24 protein-coding genes are annotated in these 17,432 nt (G+C 52.9%); 19 read left to right on the top strand and 5 right to left on the bottom strand.

The genetic code is table 11. From position 1 onward, the window contains the following. Nucleotides 1-10: 10 nt before the first annotated feature. From BP07_RS00510 to BP07_RS00500, 3 genes are all read right to left on the bottom strand, one after another. Complete coding sequence (locus BP07_RS00510; protein WP_042684312.1) at nt 11-2,194, bottom strand: CDC48 family AAA ATPase; 2,184 nt, start codon at nt 2,192-2,194, stop codon at nt 11-13. 42 nt (nt 2,195-2,236) lie between these two features. Next, nucleotides 2,237-2,767 (bottom strand): archaeal heat shock protein Hsp20, encoded by a 531-nt coding sequence (gene hsp20 / locus BP07_RS00505; protein ID WP_042684310.1) that lies wholly within the window; start codon nt 2,765-2,767, stop codon nt 2,237-2,239. Nucleotides 2,768-2,966: 199 nt separating this feature from the next. Further along, nucleotides 2,967-3,803 (bottom strand): TatD family hydrolase, encoded by an 837-nt coding sequence (locus tag BP07_RS00500; protein WP_042684309.1) that lies wholly within the window; start codon nt 3,801-3,803, stop codon nt 2,967-2,969. Nucleotides 3,804-3,854: 51 nt separating this feature from the next. Here BP07_RS00500 and BP07_RS08235 point away from each other — a divergent pair, with 51 nt between their 5' ends. The 7 genes from BP07_RS08235 to BP07_RS00465 are packed head-to-tail and all read left to right on the top strand — an operon-like array spanning nt 3,855 to nt 7,218. Beyond that, a complete protein-coding gene (locus BP07_RS08235) occupies nt 3,855-4,529 on the top strand; it encodes a hypothetical protein (RefSeq protein ID WP_157203010.1) in 675 nt (224 codons plus the stop codon). Continuing rightward, entirely contained in the window at nt 4,526-4,801 is a 276-nt protein-coding gene (locus BP07_RS00490) for a 50S ribosomal protein L44e (RefSeq protein WP_042684307.1), read from the top strand. Before BP07_RS08235 ends, BP07_RS00490 begins: the two co-directional genes overlap by 4 nt. Nucleotides 4,802-4,809: 8 nt before the next feature. After that, complete coding sequence (locus BP07_RS00485; protein WP_042684304.1) at nt 4,810-4,989, top strand: 30S ribosomal protein S27e; 180 nt, start codon at nt 4,810-4,812, stop codon at nt 4,987-4,989. A gap of 4 nt (nt 4,990-4,993) precedes the next feature. Continuing rightward, nucleotides 4,994-5,785: a translation initiation factor IF-2 subunit alpha gene (locus BP07_RS00480; RefSeq protein ID WP_042684302.1), complete on the top strand. Its 792-nt coding sequence runs from the start codon at nt 4,994-4,996 to the stop codon at nt 5,783-5,785. A gap of 11 nt (nt 5,786-5,796) precedes the next feature. Continuing rightward, entirely contained in the window at nt 5,797-5,970 is a 174-nt protein-coding gene (locus BP07_RS00475; protein ID WP_042684300.1) for an RNA-protein complex protein Nop10, read from the top strand. A 1-nt stretch (nt 5,971) separates the two neighbouring features. Next, a complete protein-coding gene (locus BP07_RS00470; protein WP_042684297.1) occupies nt 5,972-6,736 on the top strand; it encodes a proteasome assembly chaperone family protein in 765 nt (254 codons plus the stop codon). Continuing rightward, nucleotides 6,733-7,218: a 6-pyruvoyl trahydropterin synthase family protein gene (locus BP07_RS00465; RefSeq protein ID WP_052353045.1), complete on the top strand. Its 486-nt coding sequence runs from the start codon at nt 6,733-6,735 to the stop codon at nt 7,216-7,218. The genes BP07_RS00470 and BP07_RS00465 overlap by 4 nt, the downstream gene beginning before the upstream one ends. Here BP07_RS00465 and BP07_RS00460 read toward each other — a convergent pair. Continuing rightward, a complete protein-coding gene (locus BP07_RS00460; protein ID WP_042684295.1) occupies nt 7,215-8,024 on the bottom strand; it encodes a sulfide-dependent adenosine diphosphate thiazole synthase in 810 nt (269 codons plus the stop codon). The genes BP07_RS00465 and BP07_RS00460 overlap by 4 nt on opposite strands. Before the next feature lie 139 nt (nt 8,025-8,163). On the opposite strand from BP07_RS00460, the gene eif1A reads away from it, so the two are divergent. The 5 genes from eif1A to BP07_RS00435 all read left to right on the top strand — a co-directional run bounded on the left by eif1A (nt 8,164) and on the right by BP07_RS00435 (nt 10,931). Further along, entirely contained in the window at nt 8,164-8,469 is a 306-nt protein-coding gene (gene eif1A, locus BP07_RS00455) for a translation initiation factor eIF-1A (protein WP_084174005.1), read from the top strand. An 18-nt stretch (nt 8,470-8,487) separates the two neighbouring features. Beyond that, nucleotides 8,488-9,288, top strand: a complete 801-nt coding sequence (locus BP07_RS00450) for a serine protein kinase RIO (RefSeq protein ID WP_042684291.1) — start codon at nt 8,488-8,490, stop codon at nt 9,286-9,288. Continuing rightward, entirely contained in the window at nt 9,285-9,812 is a 528-nt protein-coding gene (locus BP07_RS00445; protein ID WP_042684290.1) for a KH domain-containing protein, read from the top strand. Before BP07_RS00450 ends, BP07_RS00445 begins: the two co-directional genes overlap by 4 nt. A gap of 136 nt (nt 9,813-9,948) precedes the next feature. Then, nucleotides 9,949-10,314: a carboxymuconolactone decarboxylase family protein gene (locus tag BP07_RS00440; protein WP_042684289.1), complete on the top strand. Its 366-nt coding sequence runs from the start codon at nt 9,949-9,951 to the stop codon at nt 10,312-10,314. 17 nt (nt 10,315-10,331) lie between these two features. Further along, complete coding sequence (locus BP07_RS00435) at nt 10,332-10,931, top strand: orotate phosphoribosyltransferase-like protein (RefSeq protein ID WP_042684288.1); 600 nt, start codon at nt 10,332-10,334, stop codon at nt 10,929-10,931. Here BP07_RS00435 and BP07_RS00430 read toward each other — a convergent pair. Beyond that, complete coding sequence (locus tag BP07_RS00430; protein WP_042684287.1) at nt 10,918-11,319, bottom strand: secondary thiamine-phosphate synthase enzyme YjbQ; 402 nt, start codon at nt 11,317-11,319, stop codon at nt 10,918-10,920. The two genes, BP07_RS00435 and BP07_RS00430, sit on opposite strands and share 14 nt — an antisense overlap. 118 nt (nt 11,320-11,437) lie before the next feature. On the opposite strand from BP07_RS00430, the gene BP07_RS08515 reads away from it, so the two are divergent. The 7 genes from BP07_RS08515 to rfbD (BP07_RS00395) all read left to right on the top strand — a co-directional run bounded on the left by BP07_RS08515 (nt 11,438) and on the right by rfbD (BP07_RS00395) (nt 17,351). Then, a protein-coding gene (locus tag BP07_RS08515) for an IS630 family transposase (RefSeq protein ID WP_157203009.1) occupies nt 11,438-12,458 on the top strand; the annotation gives its coding sequence in 2 pieces (ribosomal slippage) (nt 11,438-11,905 and nt 11,907-12,458; 1,020 coding nt in all). A gap of 45 nt (nt 12,459-12,503) precedes the next feature. Then, nucleotides 12,504-13,559: a glucose-1-phosphate thymidylyltransferase gene (locus BP07_RS00415; protein ID WP_042684281.1), complete on the top strand. Its 1,056-nt coding sequence runs from the start codon at nt 12,504-12,506 to the stop codon at nt 13,557-13,559. Nucleotides 13,560-13,563: 4 nt separating this feature from the next. Beyond that, nucleotides 13,564-14,565 (top strand): dTDP-glucose 4,6-dehydratase, encoded by a 1,002-nt coding sequence (gene rfbB / locus BP07_RS00410; protein WP_042684280.1) that lies wholly within the window; start codon nt 13,564-13,566, stop codon nt 14,563-14,565. Nucleotides 14,566-14,589: 24 nt separating this feature from the next. Continuing rightward, nucleotides 14,590-15,453, top strand: a complete 864-nt coding sequence (rfbD, locus tag BP07_RS00405; protein ID WP_245597024.1) for a dTDP-4-dehydrorhamnose reductase — start codon at nt 14,590-14,592, stop codon at nt 15,451-15,453. Continuing rightward, a complete protein-coding gene (locus BP07_RS09185) occupies nt 15,453-15,767 on the top strand; it encodes a dTDP-4-dehydrorhamnose 3,5-epimerase family protein (RefSeq protein WP_276623919.1) in 315 nt (104 codons plus the stop codon). Before rfbD (BP07_RS00405) ends, BP07_RS09185 begins: the two co-directional genes overlap by 1 nt. After that, nucleotides 15,670-16,500 (top strand): NAD-dependent epimerase/dehydratase family protein, encoded by an 831-nt coding sequence (locus tag BP07_RS00400; protein ID WP_394296284.1) that lies wholly within the window; start codon nt 15,670-15,672, stop codon nt 16,498-16,500. Before BP07_RS09185 ends, BP07_RS00400 begins: the two co-directional genes overlap by 98 nt. After that, nucleotides 16,497-17,351 (top strand): dTDP-4-dehydrorhamnose reductase, encoded by an 855-nt coding sequence (gene rfbD, locus BP07_RS00395; protein ID WP_042684278.1) that lies wholly within the window; start codon nt 16,497-16,499, stop codon nt 17,349-17,351. Before BP07_RS00400 ends, rfbD (BP07_RS00395) begins: the two co-directional genes overlap by 4 nt. Nucleotides 17,352-17,432 lie beyond the last annotated feature (81 nt).

Genomic DNA, 17,432 nt, shown 5'->3' with positions numbered 1-17,432 from the left:
GGGGAGGGGCTCAGGTTTGCCTGAACCCCTCCGCTATCTTCATGTACCTCTCCAGCTCATCCTTGGGGATGGGCCTTACCTTCTCCAGCGCCTCTGTGAAATGCTTCATTGCCACCTTGAGGTCCTTCACATCCTCCTCTGACGTCTTTCCTGCCTCTATCGCCTCTCGGATGGCGAGCATCTTCGCCTCGGTGCACACCGCCGCTATATCCGCACCCGTGTATCCCTCTGTCTGATTCACGAGCTTCTCGAAGTCCACATCCTCGGCGAGGGGCACACCCCGTGTGTGTATCTCGAATATCTGCCTTCTGGCGCTCTCATCTGGCGGAGGTACGTATATCATGCGGTCGAACCTTCCAGGCCTCAGCAGTGCTGGGTCGATGATGTCTGGGCGGTTGGTGGCTCCGATGACCACCACGTCGTTGAGCTCCTCGATGCCATCGAGCTCAGTGAGCATCTGGGAAATCACCCTCTCGGTCACGTGAGAGTCCCCAAAGCCACCGCCCCTCGTGGGTGTGATGGCGTCCAGCTCATCGAAGAACACCACGCACGGAGCAGCCTGTCTTGCCTTTCTGAAGGTCTCTCTCACCGCCTTCTCGCTCTCGCCTACCCACTTGGACAGGAACTCTGGCCCCTTCACGCTGATGAAGTTGCTCTCGCTCTCGGCAGCCACCGCCTTGGCGAGCAGCGTCTTGCCGGTGCCGGGGGGCCCATAGAGCATTATGCCCTTGGGAATCTTCGTCTTCAGACGTTCATACAGCCTTCCGTACTTCAACGGCCACTCCACTACCTCTATGAGCTCCTGCTTGGCATCATCCAGCCCACCGATGTCTGTCCAGCGCACGTTTGGCTTCTCGATGAGCACCTCCCTCATCGCAGAGGGTTGCAGCTCCTTATATGCCTCATAGAAGTCGTCCCACGTGACCGTCAGCTTGTTGAGCACCTCTGCCGGTACTGTCTCCCCCTCGAGGTCAATCTCTGGTATCACCCTGCGCAGCGCACGGATGCCCGCCTCCTTGGCAAGGGCCGCAAGGTCTGCACCCACGTATCCGTGGCACATCTCTGCGAGCTTTTCGAGGTCAACGTCCTCCGAGAGCGGCATTCCCCTCGTGTGAATCTGGAGTATCTCGAGCCTGCCCTCCTTGTCGGGCACGCCAATCTCAATCTCTCTGTCGAACCTGCCCGGTCTTCTGAGAGCCGGGTCGAGGGCGTTGGGGCGGTTGGTGGCTCCGATGACCACCACCTTACCCCTCTCCTCGAGCCCATCCATCAGGGCGAGCAGCTGCGCCACCACGCGCCGCTCCACCTCGCCCGTGACCTCCTCACGCTTTGGGGCGATGGAGTCCAGCTCGTCCATGAACACGATGGAGGGGGCATTCTGCTGAGCCTCCTCGAAGATGTCCCTGAGCCTCTGCTCGCTCTCTCCATAGAACTTGCTCATTATCTCTGGTCCGCTCAATGATATGAAGTGCGCACCCGCCTCGTTGGCGACCGCCTTGGCTATCAGGGTCTTGCCGGTGCCTGGCGGGCCATAAAGCAGCACACCCTTTGGAGGCTCTATGCCGAGCCGCTCGAACAGCTCTGGGTGCTTGAGCGGGAGCTCTATCATCTCGCGCACCTTCTTTATCTCGTCCTCAAGGCCACCGATGTCCTCATACGTGATGGCAGGAATCTTCCTGACCTCTTCCTCCTTGGCTGGCTTTTCAGAGAGCACAACCTCTGTGGAGTAGCTCATGATTACCGCCTCGGCTGGCGGCTGATGCCCAGTGACCACGAGCTCTATCTTTCTGCCCATGATGTTGAGCTCTATCACATCACCACGCATCATCACCCTGCCCTCGAGAATCTGGGACAGGTACTGCTCTCCACCCATTATGCGCAGCGGCTCTGTGGGCGCGAGCATCACCTTCTGGGCATGCTTTGCCTCAATCTTCTTGACCTTCACCTTGTCGTCTATGCTGCATCCGGCGTTCCTTCTCGTTGCCCCGTCCATCCGGATGATGCCCTTTCCGGCATCTTCGGGGTAGCCTGGCCATGCGATGGCCGCGGTCTTCTTTCTTCCAGTGAGCCTGACCACATCTCCAGACCGTATACCAAGCTCCTTTGCCACCAACGGGTCGAGCCTTATCAGGCCCCTGCCCGCATCCTGAGGTTTAGCCTCAGCTACCTTAACATACATCTCCTGCGTGTCCATATACCTTCACCTCAAAAAAAGGAGAGCAAAAGGGGAGCATCCTCACTTGATCTGGATGCTCTTGCCCTTCTCCTTGGGAGCTTCCCTCAGCTTGAGAGTCACATCAAGCACACCGTTGTTGTACACTGCCTCTGCGCTGTCTGGGTCTACTGTCGGCAGGTCGGTAAGCTCCTTGTAGTACTTTCTCTTGCCATCATCGCTCTTTGCCTCTATCGTGAGGCTGTTCTCAGTGGCAGAGAGTGATATGTTCTCCTTGCTCACGCCGGGCATCTCCACCGTGACCTTGAGCACGTTCTCGTTCTCGTCCACCATCGTGCTCGTGAACGGCTCTCTCACACCGCTTTCGACGATGCCCCTGCCCGTGGGTCTCACGTTGCCAAAGTGCTGCACTCTTGGCACACCGTCTGGGCCAATCTCCATGGAGAATCCATACACTATGGGCTCACCCCACTCCACAGTCCTTGACCACATCCTCTCCATCATGTCCTCCATCATGCGGTCCATCTCATCGAAGATGTCGAAATCCTCGAACCAGTCTCTGAAGAACCCCCTGAACGGTCTCCTCCTCACCATCTTGCATCACCTCCTGTTGTTAACCTACAGTTGTCAATTTCTGGTTGTATATTGCGGAATACACCTATATAAAGTTTTCGGTGAAACTCGATGAATGCCGTGGTGAGGATGGCTCCTCCTTGCGACAAGAAGTTGAGAAGCTTACAAAGCAAGCAACTCAGAGAAATCCCTGCTTCATGACTACTGTCATCCGTACTTCTCACCCGTCCACCTCTATCTCATATGTCCTCTCCACGTTGTCCACGTGCACTCTCCAGAACAGCTCCTCATTTCCCTCGAGCAGCGCAAGGGTGCGTCTTGGCACAGTCTTTGGTCCGAGCACTGCCCCCGGCCTCGATGGGTCGTCGATGTAGTCGGTTTCCATGAAGAAGTCGCTTCCCTGCTGGACAGCTGTCTCGACCGCCCCCTTGATACACAGCACGCTGGGAAACACTCCTGCCCTTCGGAAGTCGTCTATGTGGGGGTGTGAGTAATGTTTTATCACCCTGTGGGGAGGGAGCCCCACCTCTCTCGCCATCGAGCCCACATCCTCAAGGCACCGGGGGCTCAACTCGGTGTGCAGCTGCACAGGACACCTCACATCTCTTGCGAGTTCCATCGCATGCCTCATCAGTGCGCACGAGGCCTCCCACATCTCATCGCTCACCTGCCAGTGCGGTCTTCCGCTCTTTATGCCCACCGCAAGCCCCTCCTCCACGCACAGCGCTGCAAGCTCGAGCCCCCCTTTGATGATGTCCACAGCCCTCTCAAGGCCCATGCGCTCTGCGAGGGGGGGCAGCTCTGCTGGATGCACTCCGAGCACGGCATGTGCCCGCACACACGTGGTGGCGTTGGTCTGCTCGACCAGCCGTAGGGTGGGCTCCCACACCCTCCTGAAGTCGCTGGCTTTCTCTATCTTCACGCCCATCGTCCACGATGGAAGGCACACCACGATGGCGTGCGTTCCACCCGCACGCTCGAACTGCCTCATCGCCTCCACTCCAAGCCCCCTTGGGGACAGGTGGATGTGGTTGTCTGTGATGGGGATGTGTTGCATGCGGGCACTGAGGTGATAATATATATAAAGGGTATCTCAATAGCGCGTTCGATGGAAGAGTCGTTCACAGTGAGTGATATTGGAGAGGTAGCAAGGCTTTCGAGGGAGAGGGAGGGACTCTGCAGGCTGAAGAGCCCAAGCTTCTATGCGGACGCGCAGCGGCTGATTTGTGACCTCGAGCGGCAGCTGTTGGAGTGTGAGCAGGGCTCGAGAGAGGCGCGCATGCTCTCGGACCAGCTCAGGACAGCAAGGCGACAGCTCAAGCAGCTGTTCAGAAACAGGATGGCCAGGATCGTGTGGCTTGCGGTGATGGGTGCGACCTCTGAGTGGGAGGGGCTGGCGAGCGAGGTGGAGTGCATGACAGAGCAGGAAAGGGAAGTCTATCAGGAGGTGCTCGCCATAATCGTGAGGGCAAGGCAGCAGCTACTGGATGCACAGCAGACACCATCATCCAGTGATAGCGCATCGCACCCAGAGCCAGAGGGTGTCCAGCCCGAGCTCTTCCCCTCATCCAAAAGTGATATAAATGAGAAGTATGTTGTGGTGAGAGCACTGGAGGCTGTGCCCACATTCCTGGGTAGCGATGGACGCATCTATACTCTCGGAAGAGAGGATGTGGCTACCGTTCCAACTCCAAATGCAAAGGTACTCATAAATAGAGGTCTTGCAGTGGCAATACATGCTGAAGGGTATTCTATCAGCACTCCGGAAGGTGAATCACGATGAAGATGCCCAAGATAATAAACACACACTGCCCCTCGTGCAGAAGGCACACAGAGCACACTGTGGAGAAGGTAAAAAAGGGTCAACCCTCGCCGTTCACGCGCATTGTCAGGCAAAAGCAAAGACAGCAGGGCATAGGCAATGCTGGCAAGTTCTCCAAGGTCCCTGGAGGAGATAAACCCACGAAGAGGGTTTATCTCAGGTACAGGTGCAAGGAGTGCGGCAAGGCCCACCAGAGGGAGGGCTTTCGGGTAAAGAGATTCGAGCTGGTGTGAGGTGGAGCATGAGCGCAGGGCCCAGGAGCAGGTTTCTCAAGGTCAAGTGTGTGGACTGCGAAAACGAGATGATAGTGTTTGGCAGCGCCAGCACCGTCGTCAGGTGCTCGGTGTGCGGAAGGACGCTCGTGGAGCCAACGGGCGGCAAGGCAGACATCAAGACCACCATCGTCGAGGTACTGGAGTGAAACGATGGAGGAGGAATACTGGCCAGAGCCTGGCGAGTTTGTGGTGTGCACCGTAAAGAAGGTGGCAGACTTTGGAGCGTTCGTGGAGCTCGAGGAGTACGGAGGCAAGGAGGGATTCATCCACATATCAGAGGTCGCCTCTGGATGGGTGAAGTACATCAGGGATCACGTGAGAGAGCAGCAAAAGGTCGTGTGCAAGGTGCTCCACGTGGACAGGCACAAGCGCCACATAGACCTGTCCTTAAAGGACGTCAACGAGCATCAGCGCCGCACCAAGATACAGGAGTGGAAGAACGAGCTGAAGGCAGAGAAATGGCTCTCGTTCTTTGCAGAAGAGCACTCCCTCTCAGATGAGGAGGTCTCAAGGCTCAAGGCTCTCTTGAGGGAAAAGTTTGGTCTGCTGTATCTGGCGTTTGAGGAGGTAGCTCTCAGGGGACCAGAGGCGCTGGTGGAGGTGGGCGTTCCAAAGGAGTATGCACAGGGCATAGCCCCCGTGGCTGCAGAGAACATCAAGGCACCACAGGTAAATATCACGGGCTACCTCGACCTCTCCTCGGATGCCCCGGACGGGGTGAACATCATCAAGCGAGCCCTCGACGAATGTCTCAAGGTGGAGGAGGGTGGAGTCTCGCTGGAGCTCACGTATGTGGGAGCTCCAAGATACCGTGTGAAGGTGATAGCCCCGAACTACAAGCTCGCCGAGAATGTGCTCAGAAGGGCGACAAAGAGGGCGATCGACTACATTGTGGCTGAGGGCGGAAGTGGTAAGTTCATGCGCTACAATGAGCCTGCGTGAGGTGCTGGAGCATGAGGTCCAAGATACTGAGGTGTCCAGCGTGTGGGCGCTATACCCTGAAGGAGATGTGTCCCGTGTGCGGTACAGCCACCGCTTCTTCCAGACCAGCGAGGTTCTCCCCACAGGACAGGTATGGCAGATACAGAAGGATGCTTCTCAAAGAGGCACACTCAAGGGAGCTCTGATATGACCACAATCATAAAGACAATCAAACAGATATCTCCCCAAAGCTCCATCCTGATAGAGGGGCTGCCAGGGGTTGGACACGTGGGCAAGCTCGTCGCAGAGCACATGGTGGACGAGCTCAAGGCCGAGCACGTGCTGGAGATTACCTCCCATCACTTCCCGCCACAGGTGCTCGTGCAGGAGGACTGCACCGTGAGGCTGGTGAAGAACGACCTATACTACAAGCACGTGGATGGCAAGGATTTGCTCATACTGGTGGGGGACTACCAGAGCACCACTGCCGAGGGGCACTACGAGATATGCAACCTCGTGCTCGACATCGCCCAGCAGATGAATGTGAGGAGGATATACACCCTCGGTGGGTATGGCGTGGGACAGCTCGTGGAGGACGAGGTGGTGCTCGGCGCCATGAATGACGTCTCCTTACGGGACGAGCTGGAGGCCGCTGGTGTGGAGTTCAAGCCCGGAGAGCCACCGGGAGGCATTGTGGGCATTTCTGGCCTGATGCTCGGGCTTGCGATGGAGAGGCACATACCAGCTGCGTGTCTCATGGGCGTGACCTCTGGCTATATGGTGGACCCCAAGAGCGCCAGAGCAGTGCTCAGGGTGCTCACCAAGCTGCTTGGCATAGAGATGAGCATGGGGGAGCTCGATGCGAGGGCAAAGGAGATGGAGATGATCGTGGCCAAGGTCAGGGAGATGGAGCAGGCGCAGATTCCCCCAGAGCTTACGCCGAGGAACGACGAGCTGAGGTACATCGGATGAGCGTGTTCGTGGAGCTCGATGGCTGGAGGGCAAAGCTCAGGTTCTCTGCATGCCACTTCATCCCTGGCCATCCCACGTGCGGGTGTCTTCATGGCCATACGTTCGCCGTGAGTGTTAGGCTGTCGGGGGAGCCGCGAGGCGAGTTTGTGATAGACTTCATTGAGCTGAAAGGCATGGTGCGAAGCATATGCGACTCTCTCGACCACAGGATTCTCATAGCCGCCAACGACCCCAGGCTGGACATCACGCTCGGGGAGCGAGAGTGCGAGGTGGTGGTTCGGGATACCAAAAAGCGCTATGTGCTGCCAAGGGATGACGTGGTAGTGCTACCCCTGAACTCGGTGAGCTCTGAGGCGCTGTGCACCCACATCGCCAGGCTGCTCAAAGAGAGGCTGTCCCACATGCCCAATATCACAGAGCTTTCGGTGAGGGTGGACGAGGGGTTGGGACAGGGTGCGGGATGCACCCTGAGGATGGATTAGTGCTGCTGGGTCCTGAGGGCTCTGCTATTCAGCATGTCCAGTGCGACCTCTGCAGCCCTTTTTCCTGAGAGCAGCATGCTTCCGAATGTGGGCCCCATTCTTGGAAGTCCGAACACTGTGGACACCGCCATGCCCGTGGCTATCAGCCCCGGGAATATCTCCCGAGTGTACTCCACCACCGCATCCTCGGACTGCTGCACCCACATCGCTCCAGTGCCCGCCATCTCGAGGAGCCCCTTCTCCGAGAGCGTGCGGGCCACGGCGGCATCGTGCCCTGTGGCGTCTATCACCACCTTCGCCTCGAGGGCCACGGGGTCGACGCAGCTAATCTGTCTTGGAAGGCTGGCCACAGGGCTCCAGTTGACCACACAGCCCTCCACCCTCCCATTCCTCAGCACAGGGTCATCAAATCTCGTCATGTTGAGCACCTTGGCGCCCGCCTCACACATCGCAGCTATGAGCTTTGAGCATGCATGAGGCCCATCTGCCACATACACACCCTCAGTGTGCTGCTTCAGGGGCACGCCAATGTCGGCGAGGAGCTCGTGGGCTGGTGCCCTTATCGTCACCTTATTCATGAGATATCCCCCGAGCCAGAAGCCACCACCGAGGTAGTTGTTCGCCTCGAGAACGAGCACATCCACCCTTTCCTTTGCAAGCTCCATGGCTGCAACCAGCCCGCTGGGCCCCGCTCCCACAACGATGACATCATTCTCTATGCATTCGGAGAGCATCTGTGTGAACTCGTCCACGATTGCCCTCGTGATCTGTGCCTCGCCCGCTGGATAGAACACACCTTCTGACATGCACCATCTCTCCATGGATTAACGTTGTTAGGGGACAGTGCTTGTACATTCATGAGTTATATAGCTGTCGATGTACCATCTCACCTAAACCTTTACATACTCACCCCCGCATATTTGTGAGTGCTCTGGAGGTGTTAGCCTGAAGAGGAAGAACGATGATGTTCATGAGGAGCTGCAGAGGGTACGCATACCCAGAAAGGGGGAGGGAGAGATACTCGCCATAGTGGAGAGCATGCTCGGCTCCAACAGGGTGATGCTCAAGTGTATGGATGGCAAGATGCGGATGGGAAGAATTCCGGGAAAGATGAAGAAGAGGATATGGGTGCGTGAGGGAGACCTCGTCATTGCGGTGCCATGGTCATTTCAGGACGAGAAGGCAGACATCGTGTGGCGATACACGGGCCCACAGGTGGACTGGCTACAGAGAATGGGCTACATGAGATAGAGCTATATGAGATAGAGCATGAGGGGCAAGAGAGACGGGCTTTCCAAGGACCGTATGGTGAGGATGGATAGGGTGCTAGATGAGCTGAGGATAAGGAGAAAGGACTCCGATGCCCTTAAAGTGGAGAGCGAGGTGCTCGATACCCAGACGCTGATGGGACTGTACAGGCTCTCTGCCAGGGGAAAGCTCGATGCCCTCGGTGGCGTCATCAACGCTGGCAAGGAGGCAAATGTGTTTTTTGCACGGCGAGATGGGAGAGATATGGCGGTAAAGATATACATGATTACCACGAGCAACTTCAACGCCATGAAGGACTACATCCTCGCAGACAGGCGGTTTGCGGGCATCAAGCGGGACAAGCGGCACATCATATTCGCGTGGGCGAGAAAGGAGTACAAAAACCTCCAGAGCGCTGCCAGAGTGGGTGTTAGGGTGCCAGAGGTGTATGACTGCTACCAGAACATACTCACAATGGAGTTTCTGGGAAAAGATGAGGTACCCCATCCTCAGCTCAAGGATGTTCCTCTCACAGAGCAGGAGGCTAAGGGCGTGGTGGAAACGCTGCTCGAGTATGTGTCCCTTCTCTACCACAGGGCAAAGCTGGTGCATGGCGACCTCAGCGAGTACAATGTGCTGATTGACCCAGAGACCCTCGAGCCCATCATCATCGACATGGCGCAGGGCGTGCTAACAGACCACCCCCGCGCAGGGGAACTGCTCGAAAGGGATGTGGAAAACATCGTGAGATATGCCACACGGCAGGGTCTGGGCTACAGTGTGGACGAGTGTCTTCGCAGAGTGAGGGAGGATGGAGCATGAAGATACCCGCCGAGCGCATTGCCGTGCTCATAGGGGAAAAGGGCAGCACGAAGCGGCTTATCGAGGAGCGAGTGGGTGCAACGCTGCATGTGGACTCGAAGACCGGAGAGGTGGAGATAGTGAACATCTCTGACCCCATTGAGGCGATGCGGGCGATGGATGTGGTAAGGGCGATAGGAAGGGGCTTTTCTCCAGAGAGGGCGTTGACCCTCCTGGACGATGAGATGCTCTACTTCGACTCCATCGACCTCTCGGAGGTGGAGTCATCCCCAAAGGGCCAAAAGAGGCTCGCTGGCAGGATTATCGGAAAGAATGGGAGGATGAGGGAGGCAATCGAAGCCAATACCCACGTGATGCTCTCGGTGTATGGCAAGACTGTGAGCATGATTGGCTATGCGGACCAGATAGAGGTGGCACGCAGGGCCATCGGCATGCTGCTGGACGGAGCTCCCCACAGTGCAGTGTACAGGTTTCTCGAGAGAAAACGCCCTGAGATAGAGCGCCACGAGATTGAGAGGTTTTAGACGTGTACCCACAAGAAGGATGTGAGCACGAGGGCGCTGGTGCACACAGGAGTGTGGCAGGGGCATTCATATGCTCTCGGGGGCATTCATATGCTCTGAGTGTTAAGTGTTATAACCCATGAGCCTTTAGTGTTTAATGGTGGTCGATGTGGCTGGAGGCGCTGAAGAGGTAAGACGCGTGAAGGGCTTTATGCCAAGGGCGATTGCTTATGCCGAAAAGATGGATGAGGGGCTGGGCGATGCCCTCTCTTCACTGTACATCGAGGTATGGAGTGAGGGGGACATCCCCATGAAGTACAAGCACCTCATGGCGTTCGCCATCGCGGCATCCAATAACAACATCGAGAGCGCTCTGAAGATTGTGGAGCGGCTCGTCAAGCTCGGTGCCACGAGGCAGGAGATAATCGAAACGCTAAAGCTCGTTATGTGGACATCTGGAGTGCAGGTGTTCACGGACGTGGCAGGTCCCGTGATGAAGGAGCTTGAGAAGTACGGGCTTTGAGGTTTTGAGGTGATGAGATGGGGAGGATAGACGAGCTGGTTGAGAGGGCAGTGCTCCTGCGCGAAAAGGGGCTTTCGGTTGGGCAGATTGCCGATGAGCTCAACATCTCGAAGGATACGGCGACGTGGCTGCTCACCCGCCCAAAGGGGGGCGTGGTTGCCCCAAAGGACATCTCGGTGGATTGGAGTGCCATCGGAGAGAGCTCATACAGGCTCTCGCTGATGTGCGAGGCCCTTTCTGACCTCGTTCAGGAAGGCATTTCGGAGGATGGCGATGTGGAGGTCGTGGTGGGCATATCGCTAAGCGGCGTGCCCATAGGGGCAATGGTGGCAGATGCTCTTGGATGCAAGCTTGCGGTATACACTCCCAAGAAGCAGTTTGAGGATGGCAAGAAGATAGAGGGGGCGTTCAGCCGCAACTTTGCGGACGTGAGCGGCAAGACCTGTGTGGTCGTGGACGATGTAATCACCAGCGGCACCACGATGGAAGAGATGGTGGACGAGCTCAGGCGAGTGGGTGCCAAGCCCATCGCGATAGCCGTTCTCATAGACAAGCGTGGGCTGGACGCTGTGGATGACGTGCCAGTCCTCTCGCTGGTGAGAATCACGCGGCTCTGATGATGCTCACGAGCACCCTTCGGCTCCTTGGACCGTCCAGCTCCACAAAGAACACCCTCTGCCATGTGCCCAGCATCAGCTTTCCATCGTGCACTGGAATACTCACGCTCGTGGGCAGAAGCATCGCTTTCAGGTGCGAGTGGGCGTTGTCGTCTATGCGGTCGTGTGCGTATCCTCTGTCCTTTGGTATCAGTGTATCGAGGGTGCTGATGAAGTCTCTCTTTAGCCCTTCCTCGTTCTCATTGACCACGATGGCAGAGGTGGTGTGTCGGGTGAACACCACGCACACCCCCTCCTGTATGTGGCTGCACAGCGCCTCCACCTGAGGGGTGATGTCTATCAGCTGTACCTCTCCCGTGCTCTCTATCCCGATGGTGTGTATGCCCATGCTCAATCATCTCTGCCATGAGCACAAGTAGCTTTTGATGGGGTGAGTGTGTCGCTTCTCTCAAAAGTATTATTGTCCTGAGCAAAACTATTTATACTAAAAATAACAAACCGAATACATGGGCAGAAAGCGAGTTTACGAAGTCGTAAAGCACTTGCCACCAGAAGAACTCGATAAAAGGATCAAAAAGCTCGAAAAAGACACGAGGATTCTGAAGAGGCTTTACTTCATAAGACACCTCTATAGAGGGATGAGCGTTGAGGAAGCTGCCGACTTAGTAGGAGTTACGAAAGCGACAGGCTACGCATGGCTTAAGAGATGGAATTCCAGCGGCTACGAAGGCTTAATTCCGGAGTTTGGAGGAGGAAGACCCTCCAAACTTACGGAAGAGCAAAAAGAGAAACTGAAAGAAATACTCAAGGAGAGAGAATGGACGACGAAAGAAGTTCAGGAGCTAATTGAGGCTGAGTTTGGAGTTTCTTACTCTTCATGGCAAGTTAGGAGAATTCTAAAATCTTTTGGCATGAAGTACGCCAAGCCCTATCAGAAGGACTACAGGAAACCAGATAATGCAGAAGACACTTTAAAAAAACTTAGATGAGGCTGAAATCGGCGATGACGTAATAGGATTCGTTGATGAGATGGCTGTTGAAGCAAACGCAAATACAGCAAGGCTGTGGAGTTTTGGAAAGCCGGTTAAAAGGGTTGCCACGTACGTCAAAGCTAAGGTTTCAGGATTCTACAGCTTGAACGGAGAAAGCTTGATAGAGTTTCCTGAGAGTAACAAGGCTGAAGATTTCGTGTCTTTTCTCAGGAGGATAATGGAAGCAAATCCTGAAAAAAGGATCGTAATCATTTTAGACAATTTCAGGACGCATCATGCTAAGAAGGTGAGAGAAGAGGCTGAGAGGCTGAATATTATGCCGGTTTACCCCCCTCCTTATTCTCCAGATTTGAATCCAATTGAAAACGTCTGGAAGAGCGTTAAAAGAGTTGTTTCTGAGACATCTCCGCTGAATAAGGAAGAACTGAAGGAGACGATTGCTAAGGCCTTCAAAAAACTGACAAAGTCAATATCATTTGCAAAGAGCTGGATTGAGAAGTTCTTGGGTGATAAGTTTAAGATGTTGTGCACTTAACCATAAATTTATTAACTCCTAAGTGTCGTAAGTTGAGGTGATACTATGAAAGCTCTGATTCTTTCCGGTGGACATGGAACTCGCCTCCGTCCCCTGACATATTCTCAACAGAAACAGCTCATTCCGGTAGCGAACAAGCCAGTTTTATTCTATGCTATAGAAGACGTAATAGAAGCCGGGATAAAAGACATAGGAATCATCGTAGGTCCGAACAAAGAGCAGGTCATGGAAACAGTTAATTCAGTTGATTGGGATGCGGAAATAGAATTCATATACCAGGGTGAACCTAAGGGTTTGGCACATGCGATTTTAGTGGCTGAGGAATTTCTTGATAACGAAGAATTCGTAATGTATCTGGGTGATAATATCCTTAGAGGTGGTATTGTTGATCATGCTAACAAGTTCAAGGAGTTGAATCCTGATTCACTCATCCTGCTTACAGAGGTTGATGAACCTCAGCGTTTTGGTGTTGCTGAGTTAGATGAAAATGGTAGAGTGAAAAAGCTAGTAGAGAAGCCCAAAGTTCCACCGTCTAACTATGCCTTAGTTGGAGTATACTTCTTTAAACCCATAATTATAGAGGCTTGTAAGAACATCAAACCTTCTTGGCGTAATGAGCTTGAGATTACAGATGCAATCCAATGGCTTATCGATAACGGCTACAGGGTTGAGGCGTCGATTGTTGAAGGATGGTGGAAAGACACAGGAAAGCCAGAAGACATATTGGAGGCAAACAGACTAATCTTGGATGATATACAGCCAAAAAATGAGGGTAAAGCTGAGAATTCAAGGATTATGGGTAGAGTTGTAATTGAGTCTGGGACGGTGATAAAAGATTCTGTTATTAAGGGACCTTGCGTTGTAGGTAAGAACTGTCGGATCGTAAATTCATACATAGGCCCCTATACATCTATAGGCAACAACTGCGAGATAGAAGGGACTGAAATAGAGGATAGCGTTATTATGGACGGAAGCAAGATAATAAATGCTGGAAGATTTGTCGAAAGCTTGATCGGTAGAAATGTTAAGATTCAGGAGTGCAATTCCAAACCGAGAGGATATAGATTTATAGTTGGCGACAATTCAGACATTGTGTTGTGATAGCATGAAAGTGCTGGTTACAGGTGGTTTGGGATTTATAGGAAGCAACTTCATAGGGTATATCTTGGATAAGTATTCGGATATTGAAGTTATTAATGTAGATGCCCTAAAATACGGATCAAACCCGAACAATCTGAGAGATGTCAAGAACGATGAAAGATGCTCCTTTGTAAAAGGTGATATTTCAGATTATGAGCTGATGTCTAAGCTTGTAAGAGATGTTGACATTGTGGTGAATTATGCAGCTGAATCACACGTTGATAGAAGCATATCTAATCCATATTCTTTCTTGCAGAGTAATGTCATTGGAGTTTTTACGATATTAGAAGCTATAAGAAAAAATAATCCAGATGCTAAGCTCGTTCATGTTGGTACAGACGAAGTATATGGGGATATTATAAAAGGTTCTTTTAAAGAGGAAGATAGGTTAAAACCTTCTTCACCATATTCAGCGAGTAAGGCTGCTGCAGATATGTTCGTTTTAGCCTATGTAAGGACTTACGGATTGCACGCTATGATTACGAGATGCACAAATAACTATGGACCCTATCAGTTTCCAGAGAAGCTGATTCCTAAGACAGTTATTAGAGCATCGATGAATCTAAAGGTGCCCATTTATGGAACTGGCAAAAACGTCAGAGACTGGATTTATGTTTTAGATCACTGTGAAGCAATAGATTTGGTGATGAGGGAAGGAGAGAAAGGTGAGATATACAATATCTCAAGTGGAGAAGAGAAGACAAACTTGGAAGTCGTGAAAACTATTCTTGATCTCATAGGTAAGGATGAAAGCTTGATCGAGTTCGTTGAAGACAGACCGGGACACGATATAAGATACAGTTTAGATTCCTCAAAGATAAGAGAAGAATTGGGTTGGAAACCCAAGCACAGCTTTAAGGAAGGGATAAGAAAGACTGTGGAATGGTATCTCGAAAACGAGTGGTGGTGGAAGCCCTTAGCTGACGAAAAAGTGTTGCATCCGACTCCATGGAAACTTGAGTGGTAATGTAGTAGGGTGGTAACCTTGAAGATGTTTGTTACGGGCGGTAGCGGTCTGCTTGGAAATAAAATAGCCGAAATAGCTCTAGAGAGAGGTTATGATGTCTACTCTGGATACTGTAACCATAAGCCAGAATTTGGTAAAGCAGTTAAATTTGATTTAACCGATGCTAATAGTATTGTAAGAGCTATCAACGATGTAAAGCCAGATGTGATCATACATACGGCAGCTTTGACAGATGTTGATAGATGCGAGGTTGATAAGGATTTAGCTTACAAAATAAATGTTGAAGGGACTAAAATTATAGCAGAGATGGCAAGAAAATTTAATTCATTCTTAATATATATTTCAACTGACTATGTCTTTGATGGAAATAAAGGATTATACAAGGAAGAAGATGAGACGAATCCTGTGAATTATTACGGTTATACAAAGCTGTTGGGAGAAAAATACTGTCAAGACTTCTGTATTGCGAGGACTTGTGTTATATACGGGGCGAAGCCAGCAAGCGGTAAGGTTAATTTTGCTCTATGGTTGATCAACAAGCTTGAAAATGGAGAAAGTGTTAGAATCGTCATTGATCAATATATTACACCAACACTAAACACAAATCTTGCCAGAATGTTGCTGGAGATTGCCGAGAGGAAAATTACAGGAATCTTTCACTTGGCTGGGGCTACAAGGGTTTCGAGGTTCGAATTTGTTAAAGAGATTGCAAGAGTATTTGGATTAGATGAGAGTTTAATTATTCCTTCAAGGATGGATGAGATAAATTGGATTGCAAAAAGGCCGAGAGATTCATCTCTTGATACATCCAAAGCTACAAAATATTTGAATGAGAGACCATATACACTCAGTAGGGCTTTGAAAATATTAAAGGAGGAGGTTGTATAATGCTTCCTGGTATTGTTATCAAGCCCTTAAAGAGATTTGCAGATGAAAGGGGATTTTTTACTGAAATAATGCGTAAGGATTGGGAGGATATTTTTCAGGATGAAATAGTTCAAGCAAACTTGTCAATTACATATCCAGGAATTGTTAGAGCTTGGCATAAGCATGAAAGAGGACAAGTTGATTACTTCGTCTGCATTAAAGGAGCTATCAAGATCGCTGCTCGATTCCATAGATGTGGTGGTGGATATGGCAGCTCTCTCCAACGACCCAGCGGGAGAGCTCGAGCCAGAAAAGACGATGGAGATCAACTGTGAGGGCAGAAGGAGGGTGGCGAGACTTGCAAAGGAGAGAGGGGTGGAGCGCTACATCCTCGCAAGCTCGTGCAGTGTGTACGGCTTTCAGGAGGGCGTGCTCGATGAGTGCTCGCCCACCAATCCGCTCACCACGTATGCGAGGGCGAACCTCATGGCAGAGGAGAGCCTCTCTCTGGCTGATGAGCACTTTACACCCGTGGTGCTCAGGCAGGCAACGGTGTATGGGCTCTCTCCGAGGATGAGGTTCGACCTCGCCATCAACGGCATGGTGCTGGGCTTTTACAAACACGGCAGGATTCCCATACAGCGGGATGGCACCCAGTGGAGACCATTTGTGCACGTGAGGGACACCAGCAGGGCATTTCTCATGTGCATGGAGGCACAGGAGGACAGGGTGAGCGGGCAGATATTCAACGTGGGCTCAAACGAGCAGAACTATCAAATCATGCCCCTCGCCCGCCTCATCGCCGAGTCCATAGGCGTGCCCTTCGAGTACGAGTGGTATGGCTCTGCGGACGCCAGAAGCTATCGCGTGAGCTTTGACAAAATCAGGAGGGTTCTGGGCTTTAAGCCCGAGCTCACGCCCAGAGAGGGAGCACGCGAGGTGTACACCGCCCTGAGGGAAGGGGTGGTGAAGGACGACCCGAGGACGATTACTGTGGCATGGTATCGGCACCTGCTCGAGATGCAGCGTTTCTTGCGGGAGGTGGAGCTGGAGGGAAGGCTGCTATGAGGATAGTGGTGATAGGTGCTGGGGGACAGCTTGGCTCTGACCTCGTGGAGGTGCTCTCATCGCACGACGTGGTGCCCCTCTGCCACGATGACATCGAGGTCTCTGACAGGAAGAGCTGTGAGCAGCTCGTGCATCTTCGGCCAGAGGTGGTGGTCAACACTGCCGCGTATCACAGGGTGGACGAGTGTGAGGAGAACCCCGAGAGGGCATTCGCCGTGAACGCCATTGGTGCCAAGAACATCGCTGAGGTGTGCGAGAGAATTGGAGCGTGTGCGGTGTTCATAAGCACCGACTATGTGTTCGATGGCACGAAGGGCGAGCCCTACACCGAGGAGGACTGCCCCTCCCCCTTGAACACCTACGGCATCTCCAAGCTCGCGGGAGAGGCGTACACCCGCCTCGTGAGCAGACACTATGTGTTCAGGGTGGCGAGCCTCTTCGGGGTCAGGGGAGCGAGCGGGAAGGGCGGAAACTTCGTGGAGACCATCGTGAAAAAGGCAAGAGCTGGTGAGAGCCTCACGGTGGTGGACGATGTGGTGATGAGCCCCACGTACACGAGGGATGCTGCCCTTCTCATACGGGAGGTGCTCGAGAGGGGGCTTCCCCATGGGGTGTACCATGCCACCAATACGGGCATGTGCTCATGGTTCGAGTTCGCACGCACCATCGTGGAGTTGGTGGGCCTCGACGTCAGCGTGTCCCCCATAAGAAGCGAGTCCCTCTCCCAGAGGGCAAGAAGACCCCCCTTCTCTGCCCTCGAGAGCCCAGTCTTGCGTTCCCATGGACTTGCCATGAGGCACTGGAGGGAGGCACTGAGAGACTACCTTGCGGCAAAGGGCCATCTGCAGTAGTGCTCATTTAGGCACCTTTGAGGCGCCTTTGAGGCGCCTTTGGGCGTAGCTACCTTTTCAATCTGCATAGGAAAACGATAT

The sequence above is a fragment of the Methermicoccus shengliensis DSM 18856 genome, from assembly GCF_000711905.1.
GTDB lineage: Archaea > Halobacteriota > Methanosarcinia > DSM-18856 > Methermicoccaceae > Methermicoccus > Methermicoccus shengliensis.
The sequence above is the reverse complement of the archived record's forward strand: the minus strand, read 5'-3'. Positions and strand labels throughout refer to the sequence as shown.

What these genes read in the sequence shown, in the direction of transcription:
- BP07_RS00500 (WP_042684309.1), bottom strand. Translation starts at nt 3,803, where the DNA reads ATGCAACACATCCCCATCACAGACAACCACATCCACCTGTCCCCAAGG.
- hsp20 (WP_042684310.1), bottom strand. Translation starts at nt 2,767, where the DNA reads ATGGTGAGGAGGAGACCGTTCAGGGGGTTCTTCAGAGACTGGTTCGAG.
- BP07_RS00510 (WP_042684312.1), bottom strand. Translation starts at nt 2,194, where the DNA reads ATGGACACGCAGGAGATGTATGTTAAGGTAGCTGAGGCTAAACCTCAG.
- BP07_RS00435 (WP_042684288.1), top strand. Translation starts at nt 10,332, where the DNA reads ATGGGGAGGATAGACGAGCTGGTTGAGAGGGCAGTGCTCCTGCGCGAA.
- BP07_RS00470 (WP_042684297.1), top strand. Translation starts at nt 5,972, where the DNA reads ATGACCACAATCATAAAGACAATCAAACAGATATCTCCCCAAAGCTCC.
- BP07_RS09185 (WP_276623919.1), top strand. Translation starts at nt 15,453, where the DNA reads ATGCTTCCTGGTATTGTTATCAAGCCCTTAAAGAGATTTGCAGATGAA.
- rfbB (WP_042684280.1), top strand. Translation starts at nt 13,564, where the DNA reads ATGAAAGTGCTGGTTACAGGTGGTTTGGGATTTATAGGAAGCAACTTC.
- BP07_RS08235 (WP_157203010.1), top strand. Translation starts at nt 3,855, where the DNA reads ATGGAAGAGTCGTTCACAGTGAGTGATATTGGAGAGGTAGCAAGGCTT.
- BP07_RS00445 (WP_042684290.1), top strand. Translation starts at nt 9,285, where the DNA reads ATGAAGATACCCGCCGAGCGCATTGCCGTGCTCATAGGGGAAAAGGGC.
- BP07_RS00490 (WP_042684307.1), top strand. Translation starts at nt 4,526, where the DNA reads ATGAAGATGCCCAAGATAATAAACACACACTGCCCCTCGTGCAGAAGG.
- BP07_RS00485 (WP_042684304.1), top strand. Translation starts at nt 4,810, where the DNA reads ATGAGCGCAGGGCCCAGGAGCAGGTTTCTCAAGGTCAAGTGTGTGGAC.
- BP07_RS00460 (WP_042684295.1), bottom strand. Translation starts at nt 8,024, where the DNA reads ATGTCAGAAGGTGTGTTCTATCCAGCGGGCGAGGCACAGATCACGAGG.
- rfbD (WP_042684278.1), top strand. Translation starts at nt 16,497, where the DNA reads ATGAGGATAGTGGTGATAGGTGCTGGGGGACAGCTTGGCTCTGACCTC.
- BP07_RS00415 (WP_042684281.1), top strand. Translation starts at nt 12,504, where the DNA reads ATGAAAGCTCTGATTCTTTCCGGTGGACATGGAACTCGCCTCCGTCCC.
- BP07_RS00430 (WP_042684287.1), bottom strand. Translation starts at nt 11,319, where the DNA reads ATGGGCATACACACCATCGGGATAGAGAGCACGGGAGAGGTACAGCTG.
- BP07_RS00475 (WP_042684300.1), top strand. Translation starts at nt 5,797, where the DNA reads ATGAGGTCCAAGATACTGAGGTGTCCAGCGTGTGGGCGCTATACCCTG.
- BP07_RS00440 (WP_042684289.1), top strand. Translation starts at nt 9,949, where the DNA reads ATGGTGGTCGATGTGGCTGGAGGCGCTGAAGAGGTAAGACGCGTGAAG.
- BP07_RS00465 (WP_052353045.1), top strand. Translation starts at nt 6,733, where the DNA reads ATGAGCGTGTTCGTGGAGCTCGATGGCTGGAGGGCAAAGCTCAGGTTC.
- BP07_RS00450 (WP_042684291.1), top strand. Translation starts at nt 8,488, where the DNA reads ATGAGGGGCAAGAGAGACGGGCTTTCCAAGGACCGTATGGTGAGGATG.
- rfbD (WP_245597024.1), top strand. Translation starts at nt 14,590, where the DNA reads ATGTTTGTTACGGGCGGTAGCGGTCTGCTTGGAAATAAAATAGCCGAA.
- BP07_RS00480 (WP_042684302.1), top strand. Translation starts at nt 4,994, where the DNA reads ATGGAGGAGGAATACTGGCCAGAGCCTGGCGAGTTTGTGGTGTGCACC.